Here is a 17,365-nt window from a genome sequence, read left to right on the forward strand (position 1 = left end):
CAAGGCATGGAAGCTGGCGGATGCGATCGGTAGCGTCAGAACAATTGCGGCATCAGCTTTTGATTCTGCTGACGGCCGGGGCGGTCTTCTTCATCTCGTTGGGGAGCGCGCGGCTTTGGGATGAAGATGAGACCGAGTATTCGCGCTGCGCCCGCGAGATGATGGCCCGCGGCGACTGGGTGGTGCCCACCTTCAACCACCATCCGTGGCTGGAAAAGCCGGTCCTCGTTTATTGGCTGATGATCGGCTCGTTTCGCGTTTTCGGGCCGACGGAGTTCGCCGCGCGGTTCCCCTCGGCCATCTGCGCCTTGGGGACGGCGCTGGTCGCCTATCAACTCGGACGGCGGCTGTTTCGGCCGCAAGTCGGACTTTGGGCCGGATTGATTCTCGCGACGAGCTTGATGTTCGTGGTGGTCGGCCGGGCGGCGACGCACGACTCGACGATGATCTTCTTCACGACGCTATCGCTCCTGGCCTATGTCGTCGGGATGGGACCGGCGTTTTGGAAAACGGGGACAGTCCCCTTTTCTTCCGCCGAAGCGATTGCGCCCGCGATGGACGAGGAGGCCAAAAAAGGGGACAGTCCCCGCCGCATGACGCGGTTTCGCGCGGTGCTCCCGAAATCGTGGTGGAGCTTCGTTGCGATGTATGTTCCGCTGGGATTGGCCGTGATGGCGAAAGGCCCGCTCGGCGTGCTGCTGCCGATCGCGGCGCTCGGCATGTTTGTTTGGATCAGCGGATCGGCCGCGAATCCGGATTTGGACAGCCCGCTCGCGGAACCGGACGAAAACCAAACTCGCTTCCAGCGAACGTTGAGAAACAGTTGGCGGCGGCTGATTGTGATGGCGGCCGACTTTCCCGCGGCGACCTGGGCGATGCGGCCTTTGACCCTCGCCGCGATCGTGCTGGCGATCGCGGCCCCCTGGTATGTGCTGGCCGGCATTCGCACGCACGGCGAGTTCTGGCGGGTGTTTATCTGGGAGCACAACGTTCAATACATCCTGCATTCGAAACAGGGTCATGCCGGCTCGGCCTTATATTTCTACCCACTCGCGCTGGTCGTCGGCTTCTTTCCCTGGACGATCGCGCTGGGCCTGGGGGCGGTCTATGCGGCCCGCCATATTCGCCGCCGCGCCCCCCACTTTCGCGCCTGCGCCTTGGCCGCCGCTTGGTGCCTGACCTGGTTCGTCGTCATGTCGCTGGTCGGCACCAAGCTCCCGCACTACATCGTCCCCGCCTACCCGATGCTCGCGGTGATCGCCGGGCTTTGGATCGCGGATTGGATCGCCGGATTGCAGTCGAAAGCCGCCGAACGCTGGATCGCGGCCGGGTTCGTGGCGCTCGGCGTGCTGGGGATCGTTTTCGTGATCGGGCTGCCGCCGGCGATCCGGCATTGGGCGCCCGGACAGCCGAGCTTCAACTGGCTCGGGCTCGTTCCAGTGATCGGCGCGATGTTCGGCTGGACTTTTCAACGGCGGCGGCAAACGGCTCTCTCGGCAGCGACGATTCTCGTCACCGGAGGGGCGCTGTTCTTGGGGATCTTCGGCTTTGCCGCTCCCCGAATCAGCACTCAGCAGTCGAGCGTGCGCATGAACGACGCCGTGCGCCAGTTCGGAACCGAATCGACGGCGGTCGGCGTCTACAGGGCCTATTTGCCTGGGCTGATTTATTATGCCGATCGGCCCCAGCCGATCGTCGAGCTGTACCGGCGCGGCGACGTGCGACAACTACTCGACAAGAGCGACGACTTTCTCGTGATCACCGATCTGCCGGGATTGATCGAGCTGCGGCCGCAACTTCCCGTCGGCGCGGTGGTGCTCGAACAGCAGCCGCGATTCTTGAAGGGAGGCGAACTGCTCGTTGTCGGGCGCCTCCCCGCGGCCATCTCTCCGCCCGGCGGTGATCCGCATTCCACGGCAGCCGGCGCTACCCGCCCCCTCGGCGGACTCACGCGGTGACGAGATTCGATCGGTGACGCTAAGCGTGGCGGGTCGGCTGGTTCGTGCCGGGCGGGTGGCACTGGCCAGCGCAATCGGCCAGTGCCGGACATCGCCCCCAAGCACCGACCCAAGGGATCGTCGCACCTCGGCACGTCCAGGGCGAGGCCAACGTTGCATGGTGATTCAACACTGGCCGACGTCGCTGGCCAGTGCCACCCTACAGCGCGACCGCGGGTTATCGGCTCCTCAACATCTTGCCACGGCGCAAGGCCGGTAACAGGCAGGCGAGGCTGCCGAGAACGATCAGCACGATGCTCGACGGCTCTGGCACGGACGATAGGCTGCTGCCGGCGCCCACACCCCCAACGGAACCACCAAGCGAACTCCCAGGTGAGGAGCTGCCGGGGGCGAGCGGAGTCGAAGACCCTAGCCCAGCGCCGAACGGCGCGTCGCCCGTCAGCGAGCCAGCCAAAGTCAGGCCGCTCGCCATCGGACCGCCGGTCGAAGTCGACGCGGCGATTGTCACCGAGGCGGTGTGCGTCGCATCGCCGCCGATGATCAGCGCGCTTTGAACGATGTGGTCGGCGGTCAGATCGCTACCGCCGTTGACCGTCGTGACGCCCGTGGCGCTGGCGGCCTGATCGATCCCGCCCGTCTGCTGATGCGTGCCGCTGACCACCAGGTTCCCGTTGTTGACCACGTGAACGCGGCTTGCCGCCGACGCGGTTGAGGACAAATCCGAGACCGAGCCGGCCAACACCAAATTCGCGCCGGGGGCGACTGTGATGGAAACTCCGCTATTGACCGTCGCCGCGCCGGTCGTGTTATTGAATCCGAGCGTGCCGGAGTTCACCGTGATCGCCACGCCAGTTGCGAATGTCGAAACACCGGAGACCGTAACGGTCCCGGGGTCGCCAGAGGAGCTGCCGAGGGCATTATTGATCGCGAGATTGCCGTTAAAGACGCCTCCGGTAAAGTTCACGCCGTAACCGCCAACCAGGACTTGCCCGGTGGTATTCGTCAGGTTCAAGGTCGTGCCCGCGCCGCTGCCCACGGTCAGGCTGCCCATGGTCACGGTGGCGCCCGCCGCGGTTTGCCCCACGTCGATCGTGGCACTGCTGCCACCGGGCAGGACTACGTTATTGGCATAAACGCTGGCAATACCGGGACCGATGCTGAAGTTGCTGATGAGCTGCGTCGAATTCGAACCGCCCGTGGCGCCGCTAAACCCGAAAAAGGCAGTGGGTCCGCCCAATAGAGTAACCAGATCGGAGGGAAGCGCATGGGTATTCGCAAACGTGTTGCCTGTCACGGTGTCGGTGAGGACTTCGGTGAGTGTTTGGGCCGTTGCGTTGTACACCAAGGCGACATTGATGGGGTCGCCGCTCCCCTGGTTGATCGAGCCAGTCGCGCTGAACGGGCCAATATTGCCGTTGACGTTGACACCGCTACCGACCGTGTTGGGGGGATAGACGTTGATTTCGTAAGCGGCACTCGGTGTGATGCCGCTGTACGCTAAGCCGCCCCCGCCGCCTCCCAAGGCCGTCAAGCCGCGCGGGTCGTTCTGGAAAATAACCGCGGTGCCGTCGGCCAAAGTGCCCGAGCCGGTCGCAGTGTACGTGAATCCAATGGCGAAATTGCCGGCGACCGATTGTTTCGTGCCAAAGAAGGCCGAACGTTGTTCACCGTTCACGCCGTCGGTCAAGGTCAGTACATTGCTGTTGATCGGGTTGCTGGCGATTCCCGCGTTGTTCACCGTCCACGGAGTCCCCGCGCCGGTGACACTCGTGCTCGTGCCGCCAAACCCGCTGAGGGTGGGGTTGGTGACGATGGGGCTAGTAGACACGACGCGCAGTGTCGTCGCGTTATTGAGCGTCACTGGGCCGGTGCCAAGTGATCCAGGATTGTTGCCAATGACCAAGCCGGTCGATGCGGCGAGGATCGTGCCACCCGAATAGGTTCCGTTGCCGCTCAAGGAAAGCACGCCAGGGCCCGTCTTGGTGAGGCTAAAGGCCCCACCGACCGTTGTCAGATTGACTTGGCCCGCGCCGGCGCTCGCGCTATTGGCGACGTTGATCGTCGCATTGCCGGTGAGCGTCGTCGGACCAGCGAACGTGAGGCTATAGGCCGTGTTGGTCGTATCGGGGCTGGCGACATTCAGCGTTGCGGCGCCAATGCTCAGTCCGCCCAGCGTGGCGGTTAGCGAATTGACGATGTTGACCGTCGAAGTCGCCGTCACGACCAGGTTGTTCGCGTACGTCTGAAACGCGCCAAGGGCCAAGGGACCGGTTGTCGGCGCCAGGACCGTGTTGGGAATGGCCACCGTGCTGCCTCCGGTGTCGGGGCCACTGTATTGCACTAACAACCCCTCGCCGCCGCCCCCTTGATAATAGCCGATGTCGAGTTTGTGCAAGCCGGAAGTGAGGGTGACGGTTCCGGTATGCGTCGTTGAACCTTGAAAGGCGTTGTTCGCCACCACTGCCGTATCCGCGGGGCTGCCCGCGGGGCCGCTGCCATCGACGAACAGGTCGCTGCCGTCGTCACTTGTGGTGCTGAAGGTGTAGCTGCCGGCGGCTCCGATATTGATGTATCCAGTGAAGTAGGTTTCGAAATTTGTCGTGCTCGAAAAACCGTAGAGGGCGTTCGTGGGACCGGCCGTGTTGAACATGGCGTTGGGCCCACCGTAGTTATTGTTGCTGAAATTAAGGTTCGCCTTGCCGCCGGTGGACGTCAAGGTGCTGACGGCGAGGGTTCCGGCAATGTTGCTGAAATGGGTCGTCATCGCGGTATAGCTCTCGGTGACCGGCGGGCCCGCGTTCTGATAGTCAAGATCGGGGCCATTTTGATTTCCGTTATTAGGCGAATTGTTGTAGAGGTTGACAGTTAGTCCCGGCATCAACTGGCCTTGCAGGTTGAGTGTGGCACCCTGGAGCGTTACCGAGCCGGTACCGAGCGGCGAGCCGGGCGAGGGCCCGGCGATCAGCGTGGCGCCACTGCCAACCGTCGTTCCGCCGCTGAAGGTATTATTGCCGGTAAGCGTGAGCGTGCCCGCGCCGGCGGTCTTCGTTACCGCCCCGGTCCCACTGATGGTTCCGCTATAGGTCTGAGGATTGGGGTTGGCAAAAGCAAGCACGGCGTTATTAATGATCCCCGGACTGGCGACCGAACCATTGTGCGTGCTGCCGTCTCCCAACTGCAATGTTCCGCCGGTGATGGTGGTCGTGCCCGTATAGAGATTCGCGTTGGTCAGCGTGAGCGTGCCGGCGCCGATTTTGTTCAGCGATCCGGGTCCGCTCAATACGCCCGAATAAGTGGTGCTGCCGCCATTATTGCCGACGCTCACGGCGACGGCTGCCGCTCCGGTGTCCTGCAGCGCCAGGTTGGCCGAGCCTTTAAGTCCGCCGAGCGTGAACGCGCCGACGCTCGGGGCGAATAGAACATTGTTGGCGACGGTCATGTTGAGCGTGCTGTCTTGCAAGGCATTGGTTGAGCCAAGCGTCAGTGTCGCAGCGCCGATGACATTCGTGTCGCCGGTGAACGTGTTGTTGCCGGAGAGGGTCAAGCCGGCGTCGCTCACGATGAGGCTCAGAGCGCCCCCGCCGGCGCCGTCGGCCAAAACGCCGGCGTAAGAACTGGCGGCGAGCGTGTTGACCGTCAAGGTCGCGGGGGTCGCGTTGGCGTTGACGACTTGGGCCGTGGCGCTGGTGCTGTTCAAGCCGCTGATCGTGATGCTATTGCCGTTCAAGGCCAGCGTGCCGGTGCTGACCGGACCGAACGTGACCGCGCTGGGAGTTGTCGAGTTGAGTGCGCCAGCGTTGCCGACTCGCAACGTGCCTTGCTCGACATCCACGCCTCCCGTGAAGGTGTTGCTGCCGCCGAGAACCCAGACGCCGGCGCCGGTCTTGGCCAGCCCGAGCGTTCCGCCAGCCGATCCATTCCCGATGACGCCGTTGACGGCGTTCGCCCCGTTGTTGGTTCCTGTCAGATTCAGCACGGTGTTGTTGGTTGCAGTGCTCACGCCGGTGACGCCGCCGCCGATAATCAGGACGTTGGCGGTATTGGCGGCGTTGCTGGAAAACGTGTAGCTTCCACTGACTCCTTCCAAGACCAGGGGAGCGTTGATTGTCTCCGTGTTGGCGACCCGCACCGTGGTCTGAATCTTGCCCCCCGTGGTCAGCAGCAGGGCGTTGCCGCCGGTCGTGCCGATCACATAGGCCCCCGTGCCGGCCAGGTCGAACGTGATGTTCTGCAGATTGCGATTCAAGTCGGGCATCGGGGTCAAGATGGTGCTGGCGTTAGTGAAGGCGGCCAGATCCGTGTTGGTGGTGGTTCCATCGTGGACGCCGGGGACCAAGCCAGCCACCCAGTTCGCCGGGTTGGCCCAGTTCGTATCGGTGGGGGTGGCAGACCAAGTCGGGGCCGGAGTGACCACCAGATCGATTTCCGTTCCCGCAGGATTTTTCACGAAGCCCTCTTGGAAGCCGGAGATGCCGACGGCGATGCTGAACGTCGTATTCGTGAAGTTGCTGGTGCTCGACTCGGTGATGATTTTGTAGGTGCCTGTGCCAAACCCGCCGGTGTCGGTGAGATTCACGAGGACGCTGCCCGTTCCCGCGCCCGGCAACGTCAGCGCGCCGACGCTGGCGATCAGGTCCGAAGTGCCCGGAGCGCCGAACTTGTAATTCAGGATCGAACCGCCGTTGAGCGTCAGCGAGCCGACGTTCAAGGTGCCGATCGAGGCGCCGCCGGGGGCCACGATTCCGGCAGCGCCAGTCCCTCCCGATCCGTTGACGATCAATCCGTTGGTGATCGTGGCGCTGCCGCTAATCGTGGGGTTGCTGCCGGGGGTCGCCGCGGCCCCGCCGACCGTTACGCCGCTGGAAGCCAGCGAGATGCCCGTGGACAACATCAACGTGCCGCCGCTGACGATCGTCGGACCGGTGTAGGTCTGCGAGGTCGAGAGGGTCATCGCACCGGTGCCGGCCTTCGTGAAGCCGCCGCCGCCGCTCAATACGCCGGAATACGCCGTCGTCGAGTTATTCCCGCCGGCGGTCAGGTTGACGGCGGCGGGGGTGGGAGTAGCAATGTCGGCCAGCGCTAGGTTCCCAGAACCGGCGAGAGCGCCGAATGTGGCCGATCCCAGCCCGCTGGTAAACAGCACGCTATTCGATTTCGTAATGTTGACAGTGCTATTCTGAAGCGCTAATGGGTTTCCGACAAACAGCGTGGGACCCCCGGCTGGATTCGCCGTGATGTTCGTGGGGCCATTGAAGGTGTCGGCGCCGGTGAGGGTCAAACTACTGCCGCCCCCAACGCTGCTATCCAAGAGCGTCAGACCGCCATCCGTCCCCGTCCCGCCATGGAGCAAGGGCTGGGAAATGGTGATGCCGAAACTGTTGAGATCAATGATAGCGCCCCCCGCCATGACGTTGGAGGCGGTCAGGGCCTCGATGTGAGTGTGAACCGCAGGCCCGGGAGGCGTTGCCAGCGTTGGGTTATTATTGACGATGTCGGGATTGCCGGCGCCCATGAAGATGGGGAGCGCGGTCGTGGGGGCACCGTTGACGCGCAGCGTGCCGCCGTTGAAGTTGAACGTGCCGGTCCCGCCGTCATTGACCTTGAAGATGGCCGCCACATTGAGCACGCCACCCGACAGATTGTAAACCCCAGCGCCCGAGGCGGTGTTGTTGCCGTTGAATCCAATGCCAGATATCACTGTTCCCTGTACGATGTTAGGGTCTGGCGCGGTGATCGGCGTATTCAAGGCATTGACGGTGCCACCCGTCTGATTGAAGGTCCCGGGGCCGCTCCAACCCATCTGGATGACCTCATTGCCCGTGGCGGTGCCCCCGTGCATGGCGTTGCCCCCTTCACTATAGGGCGACGTCAAACCCGCGTTCAAGGTGCCAGCGCTGAGGTTGTAGACACCGAGGCCCGTGTCGCCGATGCTGACGTCGTTGTCCACGTTGACGGTCGTGTTGGCGGTGGTCTGATTGTAGGTTCCGTTTCCGTTGCCGGCGGTGCCGGCCATGATTCGCGCCGCGTTGAGCACCGACGGAGATGCCACGGTGCCGGAGATGTTGTATTGGGCGATGCCGCCGCCGTTGCCGTTGCGGACCCAGTTCGCGTTGACCGTGCCGCCGGTCTGGTTGAAGGTGCCGGAGGCCAGAGGAGCGGAACCATTGCCGTCGTTGATGTCCATGCTCTGCAATTGGCTTTTCATGGTGACGGCGGAGTATACCGTGCCGCTGAGGTCGTCGAGCACGCCACCGCTAATGTTGTACGTGCCCTGGCCGTTGTCGAAGCCGACGCGGAAATTCCCGTTGTCGTTAGCACCTCCCGCGTAGAGAGGTCCGACATTGACCGTGCCGCCGGTCTGGTTGACGACGCCGGTCGAATGGTCCTGGCCGATCCAGAAGGAGCGCGTGGCGACGGTTCCCGTGCCGCTGATGTTGAACGTGCCGCTGGTGGTGATGCTTCCCCGGCCGACCATCAGCCAGTTCTGGGAAGTCACCGTGCCCCCGCTCAAGTTGTAGACGCCAGTGCCGCCGTCTCGACCGATGGCAGTCCAGTTGTTGTTGTCCGTTTGGAAGTTTATCGTGCCGCCGTCTTGATTCACCGTGCCATGGCCCCCCTGGCCGATATTGGCGTCGCCATTGGGATTGTTGATGGTGCCGCCGTGAATATTCATGACGCCGACGCCATTACTGCCGTCGGCGACGTGCAAGTCATGAATATTGGCCACGGCATTGCCGCTAATGGTAAACGTGCCGTGACCGTTGTCTGCAACAACCAACCCACCCGCTGGCCCGGAATTCAACACGGAGTTGCCGGTCATGGTCATGATGCCCGTGCCGTTTTCGCCGACGCGAATGGTGTCGTTGGGACTTTCCAGATCGGCCGTCCCCGACATGTTATAAGTGCCCGTATCGCCCGAATTTCCCACGGATTGGCCGAGCCGAAACCAGCCGTTGCCGCCGCCTGCCCCCGTGCTCAATGTTCCGGCCGTTTGATTGAGCGTGCCGCTGCCCGTCGAGGCCGTACCGGGAGGATTACGATTCTGTCCATCCGGACCAATGTAGATTCGATTCATCAGCGGGTTGGTAAGCGTTCCCGTGATCGTGGCGGTCAGACCGTTGTCGACGTCGGCTGTGTCGCCGGTCCCAGGCAGAGTGCCGGTTGTCATCGTGTTGAGGTCGGTCCAATTGTTCGGGTCGTTCCAGTCGGTACTCGTGCCAACAGGCGTGAACTCAAACGTGTCGGCCAAAACCGTGCCGGCCGAGGCCAGGCAGAGCGCGGCAACGGCAATCGCGATTGGACCGCAGGTGCAGAATCGCCGAACAGAAACACTAAGGCAACGACGAGTGGTCGAGGAAGATAACATGGACACTCTCTCTCGGGCTTGGGACGGTGAATGCAATGTGCTTAAGAGGACTATCTATAGGAAATAGTGGAACCAATTCCAAACGATGCTGAGACCATTCCAAGGGCCCGCATCACAAGCGCGAGAAGGCGCGCCTGCCGCCTATAGGTCTCCCAGCGAGACGCATCTTCGCTGAGCCGACCCCAAAAAACCAACTCTCCGCAACCGATGGATTATCGATTGCCGCTTCCCGAAAATCACGCCCCGCTTGTTGTAAAACTTAAGGCGCGAGCGCAAATCCTCAAGTCGCTATCACAAGAATGTAACCAGCGGCTACAAATACTGCAAGGAAATTGTTAGTGGAATATTCGCCGGCGGATCGCCCTCCTTCCGCAGCGGGGAGCGGATTCGAGGAATCCCCAGCGCACCAGGGAACGAGGCTTTGATTCGGTTTCCAGCACAGGAGATACGACAACCGATCGCCGGTCGTCTCCGTCGGAAGTTCAAGGATTTCCGCTGGCGCGGCCGGCCGGCAAAATCGCCCCCGCCGATGACGAAAATCGACAGTTTAATTGCGTGAAGTTCGACTCGGAGCCAATCCAAAACGGCGTGCGGCGTGGGGGATTGTCCCCTTCTCGCCGCCGGATTTGTTAGGCACGCTCAAGGTCGCCGGGGTTGGTGATAGGGGAAGCCGGTTTCATAGAAGTGCTTGATTTGGTCGCGTAACGCCGTTGCCAACTCGTCTCGGTTCGATTGGCCGACTGCCAAATCGAGCGCCCGCTCGGCAATTTCGACGGCCTTGGGGTATCGGCCCACCTCGGCTTCGGCGGCGGCCAGCGTCGCGAGGGTTTCCGGATTCTGCCCGCCGGTGAGCTGCACGGCTCGTTGGGCCAATTCAACTGCCTCCACGCCGTCCCGGAGCGAATCGTCGGGGTCGGTCGCAAGCGTCCAGGCCAATTGGTCGAGAATCGCCGGATAGTTCGGCTGCAAGCGAACGGCCTGACGCCAATGGTCGATCGCCTCGCGAGTCTTTCCTTGGCTGTCGAGCAAGCGCCCCAGATGGATGTGGACCTCGGCGGAATTCGGCTCGATGGCCAATGCCCGTTGGTAATGGGCGATCGCGTCTTCGGTCGTCCCCTCGAGCGCGAGAATCCCCGCCAGCTTGCTGTGGGCATCGGGCGACCGCGGATCGATCTCGAGGGCTCGGCGAGCCTGCACTTCGGCGGCGGCGAGCTTCCCCTGGCGGGCCAATAAGCCGGCGAGGTTCGCGTGGGCGGGCGCGTGGTCGGGCTTGAGCAGGATGGCCGCGTTGATTTCGGCCATCGCTTCGACGAGCTTCCCTTGCCAGCCCAGGAGTTCGCCCAAGGCGTTATGGGCCTCGGCATAGTCGGGCTTGAGGCGCAGGGCATCACGGTATTGGCCGATCGCCGTATCCGCCTGGCCGCGTTTTGCCAACGCCAGGCCGAGATTGAAATGGGCCTCGGCATAGTCGGGCCGCGCCCGAATTGCCTGCTTGAACAGCCCGATGGCCTCGTCCAGACTGCCGCGCAGCGCCAATTCGCTTCCTAAGTTCTGATAGGATTCCGCGGCGCTCAGGTCGTTTGGATCGATTTCCAGCGCACGCCGGTATTGAGCGATCGCCTCGTCGCTCCTTTTCTTATGAGAAAGGGCACAGCCGAAATTGCAGTGAGCCCGAGGATTGTTGGGCCGTTTGTTCACTGTGTCTTGCCACATTGCAAGCTCCGAGCGGTAATCGTGATTGCGAACGACCGTCGTCCAGGCCAACGCGACAATCGCCGCGAAAACGACGGCCGCCGGCGCCAATCGCATCGCCAATCCAGTCGCCCGAAGCCGAGACCACAAGCGATACGCTCCCAGGACTACAAGCGCCGCGAGCGGCGCGAGCGGCAAATACATGCGATGCTCGAAGGCCGCGTCGAGAATCGGAACGAAGCTCGACGTGGGGGCCAGAATCAGAAAAAACGCCGCGGCGCAGAACCCCAGAGCCGGCCGCTTGGCCAGCGCCCATCCGGTCAGACCGAGCAGCGTGAGGATTATCAGCGCCGGCGGTACGATCTGCCCGAGCGTGCGTGCCGGGGGAAGATCGTAGGCGAAGCACAGCGAGTCAGGCCAAAACGCCAACTGCAAATACATGACGATCACTTGCGGCTCGGTGATCAGATACGTCCAGGGAGTGAACCGCCGAGTGTGCAGGCCGGTCGTGGCGTCGTGGAAATTCGTCCAGAGGAGCACCCAGACCACGACGCCCCACGTCGCGAAGATAGCGGCATACAGTCCCCACCGCTCCGCGAAGGCCCGCCGCAACAAGCGACTCCAATTCTTTGAGTGGCCAACGCCCGCCGCCGAAGCCCACGACGAGCCTCCCTCTCCCTCTGGGAGAGGGCCGGGGTGAGGGGAACCCGCATTCGACCCGACAACCGCGCTCAAGAAAATAACGTCATAGAGCAGTATCAGAACTGGCGCGGTAAACATCACTTCCTTGGTCGCCATGCCGAGCAAACAGTTGGCCACGGCGGCGACGTACCACAGCGTCCGCCGCTGCGGCGAGCGATCGTCGCTCGTCGCGCCGCGAATCACGCAGTAAAGCGTTAGCAGATAAAACAGGCCAACGAGCGATTCGGCCCGCTGAATGACGTAAGTGACCGCTTCCGTCTGGAGCGGGTGGACGACCCAGATGAGCGCCACGGCCGCGGCCAAGGGTGTCGCGACGGCGCCGAATTGATCCTTCAACCGCGGCAGGATCAACGTCCGCCGCACGATTCCGAACAGAACCAGTGCGGCTGCCAGGTGAATCGCCAGATTGACGGCGTGATAGCCCCAAACGTTGACTCCGCCCAGCGCGTAGTTCAACGCCAGCGACAAGCTGACGATCGGCCGGCCGCCGACGCGCGCGGCATCCACCGGAAAGAGCACGTCGCTAATCGGCCATAAATGGCGAATCGTCGTGTTTTCGACAATCCATCCCTGATCGTCGAACACGAACGCCCCCTCGAAGCTGTTGGCATAAGCGGCCAGCGCCGCCAGCGAAATCGCACCGACGGCCAGCAGCGTCGCTCGGCGAGACCAGGGAGGTCTTTCGCCTAGAGGTCGAGAAATAACGGATGGTTCAACAGCCGTCAGCGGGCCGTTCGACGAAGGCAATTCGTCTATTTGGCCACGCTCCGGCGAAATGGTCAGGTTGGACCCGTCTGTTCCTCCCATACTTCCAAGTTAGCATGGCGGATGGAACGAGCCAAATACGTACAGGCTCAACTCGACGTTCGAGCCAGTTTCGGTTGGTCCGCGGCGGCCGCAGTATATTTGGCCGCCTCGGCCACCAGTTGCTCGAGTTCAGCGAAGCTCACCGGCTTCGTCATGTGGCGATTGAAACCGAGTTCCAGTGCGCGGGTCTTGTCCTCGGGCTGTCCCCAGCCGGTCAGCGCGACGAGATAAATCGATCGGCCCCAGGCCTGTTTGCGAATTCTCTGGGCGATCTCGTAACCGCTCATCTCCGGCAGGCCGATGTCCAATAGCGCCAACTCGGGCTGCAGCATCTCGCTGGCCTCGATGGCGGCCCGGCCGTTGTAGGCAATGTGAACGTCGTGCCCCATCCGCCGCAGGAGCAGCGCCAAGCTGTCCGCCAAATCCTTGATGTCATCCACGACGAGCACCCGGCACGGCCTCGCCATCGGCTTGGACGCCGCATCGTTGTGTTCAACCCGCGCCGGCGCCGGAGGCGCCGCGAGCAGCGGCAAGCGCACGGCAAACTCACTCCCGCGGCCGGTGCCGTCGCTACGAACATCAACCCGGCCGCCGTGCAATTCGACCAGCCGTTTGACGAGCGCCAGACCAACGCCAAGCCCGCTTCCGCTTCGCCCCGGCGACCGTTCGACCTGCGTAAACAATTCGAAGACATGCGGCAACATCGGGCCGGGAATACCGATCCCCGTATCGCGAATCGAAATCACCACGTCGCTCCCCTGGCGCGCCGCCTCGAGCCGGATGCTGCCGCGGGCGGGCGTGAATTTCGCCGCGTTGTTCAGCAAGTTCAGAAACACTTGCGTCAATCGGACAGGATCCGCTTCGATAGGGAGCGGCTCCGGCGGCAGGACAACCGTCAACCGCTGATTCTTTTGGTCGATGAGCGGCCGGCTGGAATCCACGGCGTTGGCGACGATCGGCGCCAAATGGGTGCGCTCCTTATGGAGCGCGATCTTGCCGCGGGTGATGCGCGAAACATCCAGCAGATCGTCCATGAGCCGCGTCATCTGTTGGACCTGCCGCTCGATTACATCGTGCGCCGCGGCCACGTCGGGATCGGGCGATCCTTTTATGCGAAGTAGATCGACGGCCGTGCAAATCGGCGCCAATGGATTGCGCAGCTCATGGGCCAAAACGGCGATGAACTCATCGAAGCGATGCTTCAATTCAGCCATCTCCGTCGCGGGGCGGGTCGCGGACGTGTCCGGCTCGGCCGGCGTCGGATCGTCGAAATCAAGAGCGCTCATGGCCAATTATGCGAACTCGGCATAAAAGGGGGACTTGTCGCCGGGAGGCGAGCATCGCGGATAAAGACCTTGCTATGCGGTTCGCCGGCGCGGGCGAGCATGTTCGGCAACCTGAGTGCAGTCGTCGACTCGCCGCACGCCTTCGATGTTCCGCAATAATGCATGCATCACTTGCTTGGTGTAAAACGTGGGGAGCCGTCCGCGGAGGATCAGCACGCCCGCATGGCATTCGCAACTGACGTGGCGCAGAGCCAAATACGGAGACTGCCGAAGAAGTTCGATCGCTTTCTCGGTTGTCGAACTGAACGCTCGGTTTCTTCCAAGTCCCCTCAGTGTGTCGTGCAGCGCATCGCGCAGCACCGGCGAAAACCGCTCCGCCGAAGTTGATAGATTTGATTGGTGTCGAATCGCCCCCAGCAATTCCATGATCCGCCCTCCCGGCAAAGTAATTGTGCTTGGTGTTCAAGAAATGAGACCGGATTCCCACGTCGAACCGGGAGCGGGCCGAATTGGACCAAGCTGCAATCATTCTTGAATCGCGCAATCCAGGCGAGAGCACAGCGCCACCGTCTGCCTAGCATGTTACAGGCGGAAGGGTTGCTCGCAAGTCGGGAGAACCGCCCATTTGACGTGCTGGAATTCGCTACACGGCGTTAGAGCCTATCCGAGAACCGCCGGGGACTGTCCCCTTTTGTGAAGCGGGCACCATCGTCCGATGGTCGGGAACAAAAGGGGACTGTCCCCCTCGTCTTCGTGCGGTTCTCGGATAGGCTCTTAGTGCAATTCGCCGCCGTGCTGTAGGATGGTCGAAGGCGGAAGTCCGCGGTTGGTTCGGATTTCGGCTTCAGCCGGTTTTGGGGGCCGCGAACGATGGCTAAGAAAAAGAGCCGGTCGCCGATCGGGGAGCGCAAGAGAGCAAAGCAGTCGCTCGAAACGCCCCCAAGTGAGCAACGCCCCGTCGCGCCGGCCGCGATCAAGAAAGCCGAGCAGGCCGCCGATCGCCCGGCCGCTGTCGTCGGAGTCGGTGCATCGGCCGGCGGATTGGACGCCTTCCGGCAATGGTTTGCCGCCATGCCGTCCGACACCGGCATGGCCTTTGTACTAATCCAGCATTTGGATCCCAACCATCCGAGCCTGACTGCCGAATTGCTGAGCAAGCAAACGAAGATGCCCGTCGTTCAAGTGACGGATGGAATGCACATTCTGCCGAACCACGTATTTGTCATCCCGCCCAAGACCTATTTGACGATCCGCGGCGAGACGCTGCACCTCACCGAGCCGCTCGAGCGCCGCGGGCTACGGGTGCCCATCGAGATCAATCAACCGCCGATGGCGATGGAAACGATTCGCGACATTAGCAACCGGAAACGCCTCGAGCAGCAAATTGCCGAAATTGCCGAGCAAGAGCGGCAGACTTTGGGCCGAGAATTGCACGACACGATCGGTCAGCAGCTCAGCGGCCTGAGCATGATGGTTGCGACCCTCAAGGAGCAAGTCGGCGACGGTTCGGTCCACGCCACGGCCATCGACATGTTGTCAGCCATCGTCGAGCAAACCAAGCAACAACTCCGCGGTCTTGCCAGGGGGTTGGTCGCGATTCCGATCGACGCGAAGGGGCTGCCGGCGGCCCTGCGCGACTTGGCCATCGAGGTCACCCAGTTGTATAAGATCAAGTGCCAATTTGATTGCCTCGACGACGTCGCACTCGACGACGACTTTGCGGCGACGCAGTTGTTCCTGATCGCGCGCGAGGCGGCGAACAATGCCGCGAGGCACAGCCATGCCCGACAAATCGTCATTGAACTCGATGACCATGACGGCCTGCGGACCTCAGTGCGCGACGATGGTCGGGGAATGCCGGCGAAAACCAGCGGTGCGTCAGGAATGGGCTTGCGAATCATGGAGCATCGCTGCGGCCTGGTTGGCGGAACATTGAAGATCGAGGCGGCGCCCGGTGGTGGGACGGTTGTGAGTTGCCGCTTGAATCGTGAGCGCGAACGCGCATGACGAGACCTAAAAACCGCGCCGCCGAATCCAAGCAGCCGCTCGCCCCCAAGGCCCGCGTGTTGATCGTCGACGACCATGAATTGGTTCGGCAGGGTCTGCGCGCCCTGATTTCGAGTGACCCCGGTTTGGAGGTCTGCGGCGAAGCGCCGGATCTGGCGAACGCCATGCAATTGGCCCGCAAATGGAATCCCAACATCGTGGTCGTGGACGTTTCGCTAGGCGATACCAATGGACTCGACCTTGTCCGATTGCTTCGAAAACATTGCCCGGACTCGAAGACGATCGTCTCCACGATGCACGAAGAGAAGGTCTACGGCGAGCGCGCCTTGCGAGCGGGGGCACATGGTTACGTATGCAAGCAAGACCCGGCGGGGACGGTCTTGAAGGCCATTCGTCAGGTGCTCGACGGCAGGCTCGCCTTCGGCGAGGAGTTGACGAATCGCGTATTGCAGCGCGCGATGAACGAACATGGGCAAGTCGAAGAATCTCCCATATCAACCCTTTCCGACCGCGAGTTGGAGGTGTTTCGATTGATCGGACAGGGTTTAAAGGCTCACGAGATCGCCAAGCGGCTTCATGTCAGCCCGAGCACACTCGATACCTATCGCAGCCGCTTGAAGACCAAGCTGAACGCCGGAAGCGGCGCCGAACTCACCCGCCAGGCCGTGCAATGGGTGCTGGAGAATCCCTGATTTCGTTGGGCTTGTTAAATGGCGAAAGCCTCGAAGACTGGTGAATCTCGCTATTTGGCAGCCCGTTTCGAGCCATAATCTGGAAAATTCTTTGTCGGGCTGTTGACATGGGGCAGCCGATGATTACAATCTCGTATCCCTGGAGGAAGCAGCCGGTTCTGCTAGCTGCATCCATCGTCCGGGGATTTTTATTCGACTCCACTGTAAAGCTTCAAGTGGGTGGAGTTCTAGGAAGTCGCGGCTGAGTGATTCTATTCAGCCCATCCTCTTCCAAGTGCGATCTTTGACAATTCGGTAGTTGACTTCTTTAAGTTTTAGCCAGCACAAGAACTGTGATCTGGCGATTCTCGCGGCTATTCCTTCGGGAATGGCTGGCTGGGGTCGCCTTCCATGTCAGACCTGTTTTAGGTTTGTTCGGCTATTAACCCGTGCGGTCGGCGCAAGTTGGCCGTGCGGAAAAGCGTAAACAAATTGAAGGGTTTGATTCTGGCTCAGAATGAACGTTGGCGGCGTGGATTAGGCATGCAAGTCGAGCGCGAACCCCGCAAGGGGGGAAAGCGGCGAAAGGGACAGTAATATGTAGGTACCTACCCTCGGGTCCGGGATAGCTGCGGGAAACTGCAGGTAATACCGGATGACATCTCCGGATCAAAGGTGTGATTCCGCCCGGGGAGGGGCCTGCATCCTATTAGCTTGTTGGTAAGGTAACGGCTTACCAAGGCCATGATGGGTAGCGGGTGTGAGAGCACGACCCGCGTCACTGGGACTGAGACACTGCCCAGACACCTACGGGTGGCTGCAGTCGAGGATCTTCGGCAATGGGCGCAAGCCTGACCGAGCGACGCCGCGTGCGGG

Annotated in this window: 7 protein-coding genes and 1 rRNA gene; 4 read left to right on the top strand and 4 right to left on the bottom strand. The window is 61.9% G+C overall.

Annotated elements, in window-relative coordinates; translation table 11 throughout:
• Window positions 1–20 precede the first annotated feature (20 nt).
• Window positions 21–1,958 carry a glycosyltransferase family 39 protein gene (locus tag VGY55_11070; protein ID HEV2970522.1) on the top strand — a complete coding sequence of 646 codons (1,938 nt, stop codon included), beginning with the start codon at window positions 21–23 and terminating at the stop codon, window positions 1,956–1,958.
• A gap of 217 nt (window positions 1,959–2,175) precedes the next feature.
• Here the strand turns inward: VGY55_11070 and VGY55_11075 are convergent, their stop codons facing one another.
• The 4 genes from VGY55_11075 to VGY55_11090 form a co-directional block, all read right to left on the bottom strand.
• Window positions 2,176–9,324, bottom strand: coding sequence for an autotransporter-associated beta strand repeat-containing protein (locus VGY55_11075; GenBank protein ID HEV2970523.1), 7,149 nt, complete (start codon window positions 9,322–9,324; stop codon window positions 2,176–2,178).
• Between the two features lie 639 nt (window positions 9,325–9,963).
• The gene (locus VGY55_11080; protein ID HEV2970524.1) at window positions 9,964–12,465 is read right to left on the bottom strand and encodes a tetratricopeptide repeat protein; all 2,502 of its coding nucleotides are present in this window, start codon (window positions 12,463–12,465) and stop codon (window positions 9,964–9,966) included.
• A 107-nt stretch (window positions 12,466–12,572) separates the two neighbouring features.
• A complete protein-coding gene (locus tag VGY55_11085) occupies window positions 12,573–13,811 on the bottom strand; it encodes an ATP-binding protein (GenBank protein HEV2970525.1) in 1,239 nt (412 codons plus the stop codon).
• Between the two features lie 72 nt (window positions 13,812–13,883).
• Entirely contained in the window at window positions 13,884–14,237 is a 354-nt protein-coding gene (locus tag VGY55_11090) for a BON domain-containing protein (GenBank protein HEV2970526.1), read from the bottom strand.
• 444 nt (window positions 14,238–14,681) lie between these two features.
• On the opposite strand from VGY55_11090, the gene VGY55_11095 reads away from it, so the two are divergent.
• The 3 genes from VGY55_11095 to VGY55_11105 form a co-directional block, all read left to right on the top strand.
• Window positions 14,682–15,818: a chemotaxis protein CheB gene (locus VGY55_11095; protein ID HEV2970527.1), complete on the top strand. Its 1,137-nt coding sequence runs from the start codon at window positions 14,682–14,684 to the stop codon at window positions 15,816–15,818.
• Entirely contained in the window at window positions 15,815–16,510 is a 696-nt protein-coding gene (locus VGY55_11100) for a response regulator transcription factor (GenBank protein HEV2970528.1), read from the top strand. Before VGY55_11095 ends, VGY55_11100 begins: the two co-directional genes overlap by 4 nt.
• 468 nt (window positions 16,511–16,978) lie before the next feature.
• A 16S ribosomal RNA gene (locus tag VGY55_11105) occupies window positions 16,979–17,365 on the top strand; the annotation flags it as partial.

The organism is Pirellulales bacterium (assembly GCA_035939775.1).
Classification (GTDB): Bacteria; Planctomycetota; Planctomycetia; order Pirellulales; family DATAWG01; genus DASZFO01.

What these genes read in the sequence shown, in the direction of transcription:
- VGY55_11070 (HEV2970522.1), top strand. Translation starts at nt 21, where the DNA reads ATGCGATCGGTAGCGTCAGAACAATTGCGGCATCAGCTTTTGATTCTG.
- VGY55_11075 (HEV2970523.1), bottom strand. Translation starts at nt 9,324, where the DNA reads ATGTTATCTTCCTCGACCACTCGTCGTTGCCTTAGTGTTTCTGTTCGG.
- VGY55_11085 (HEV2970525.1), bottom strand. Translation starts at nt 13,811, where the DNA reads ATGAGCGCTCTTGATTTCGACGATCCGACGCCGGCCGAGCCGGACACG.
- VGY55_11090 (HEV2970526.1), bottom strand. Translation starts at nt 14,237, where the DNA reads ATGGAATTGCTGGGGGCGATTCGACACCAATCAAATCTATCAACTTCG.
- VGY55_11095 (HEV2970527.1), top strand. Translation starts at nt 14,682, where the DNA reads ATGGCTAAGAAAAAGAGCCGGTCGCCGATCGGGGAGCGCAAGAGAGCA.
- VGY55_11100 (HEV2970528.1), top strand. Translation starts at nt 15,815, where the DNA reads ATGACGAGACCTAAAAACCGCGCCGCCGAATCCAAGCAGCCGCTCGCC.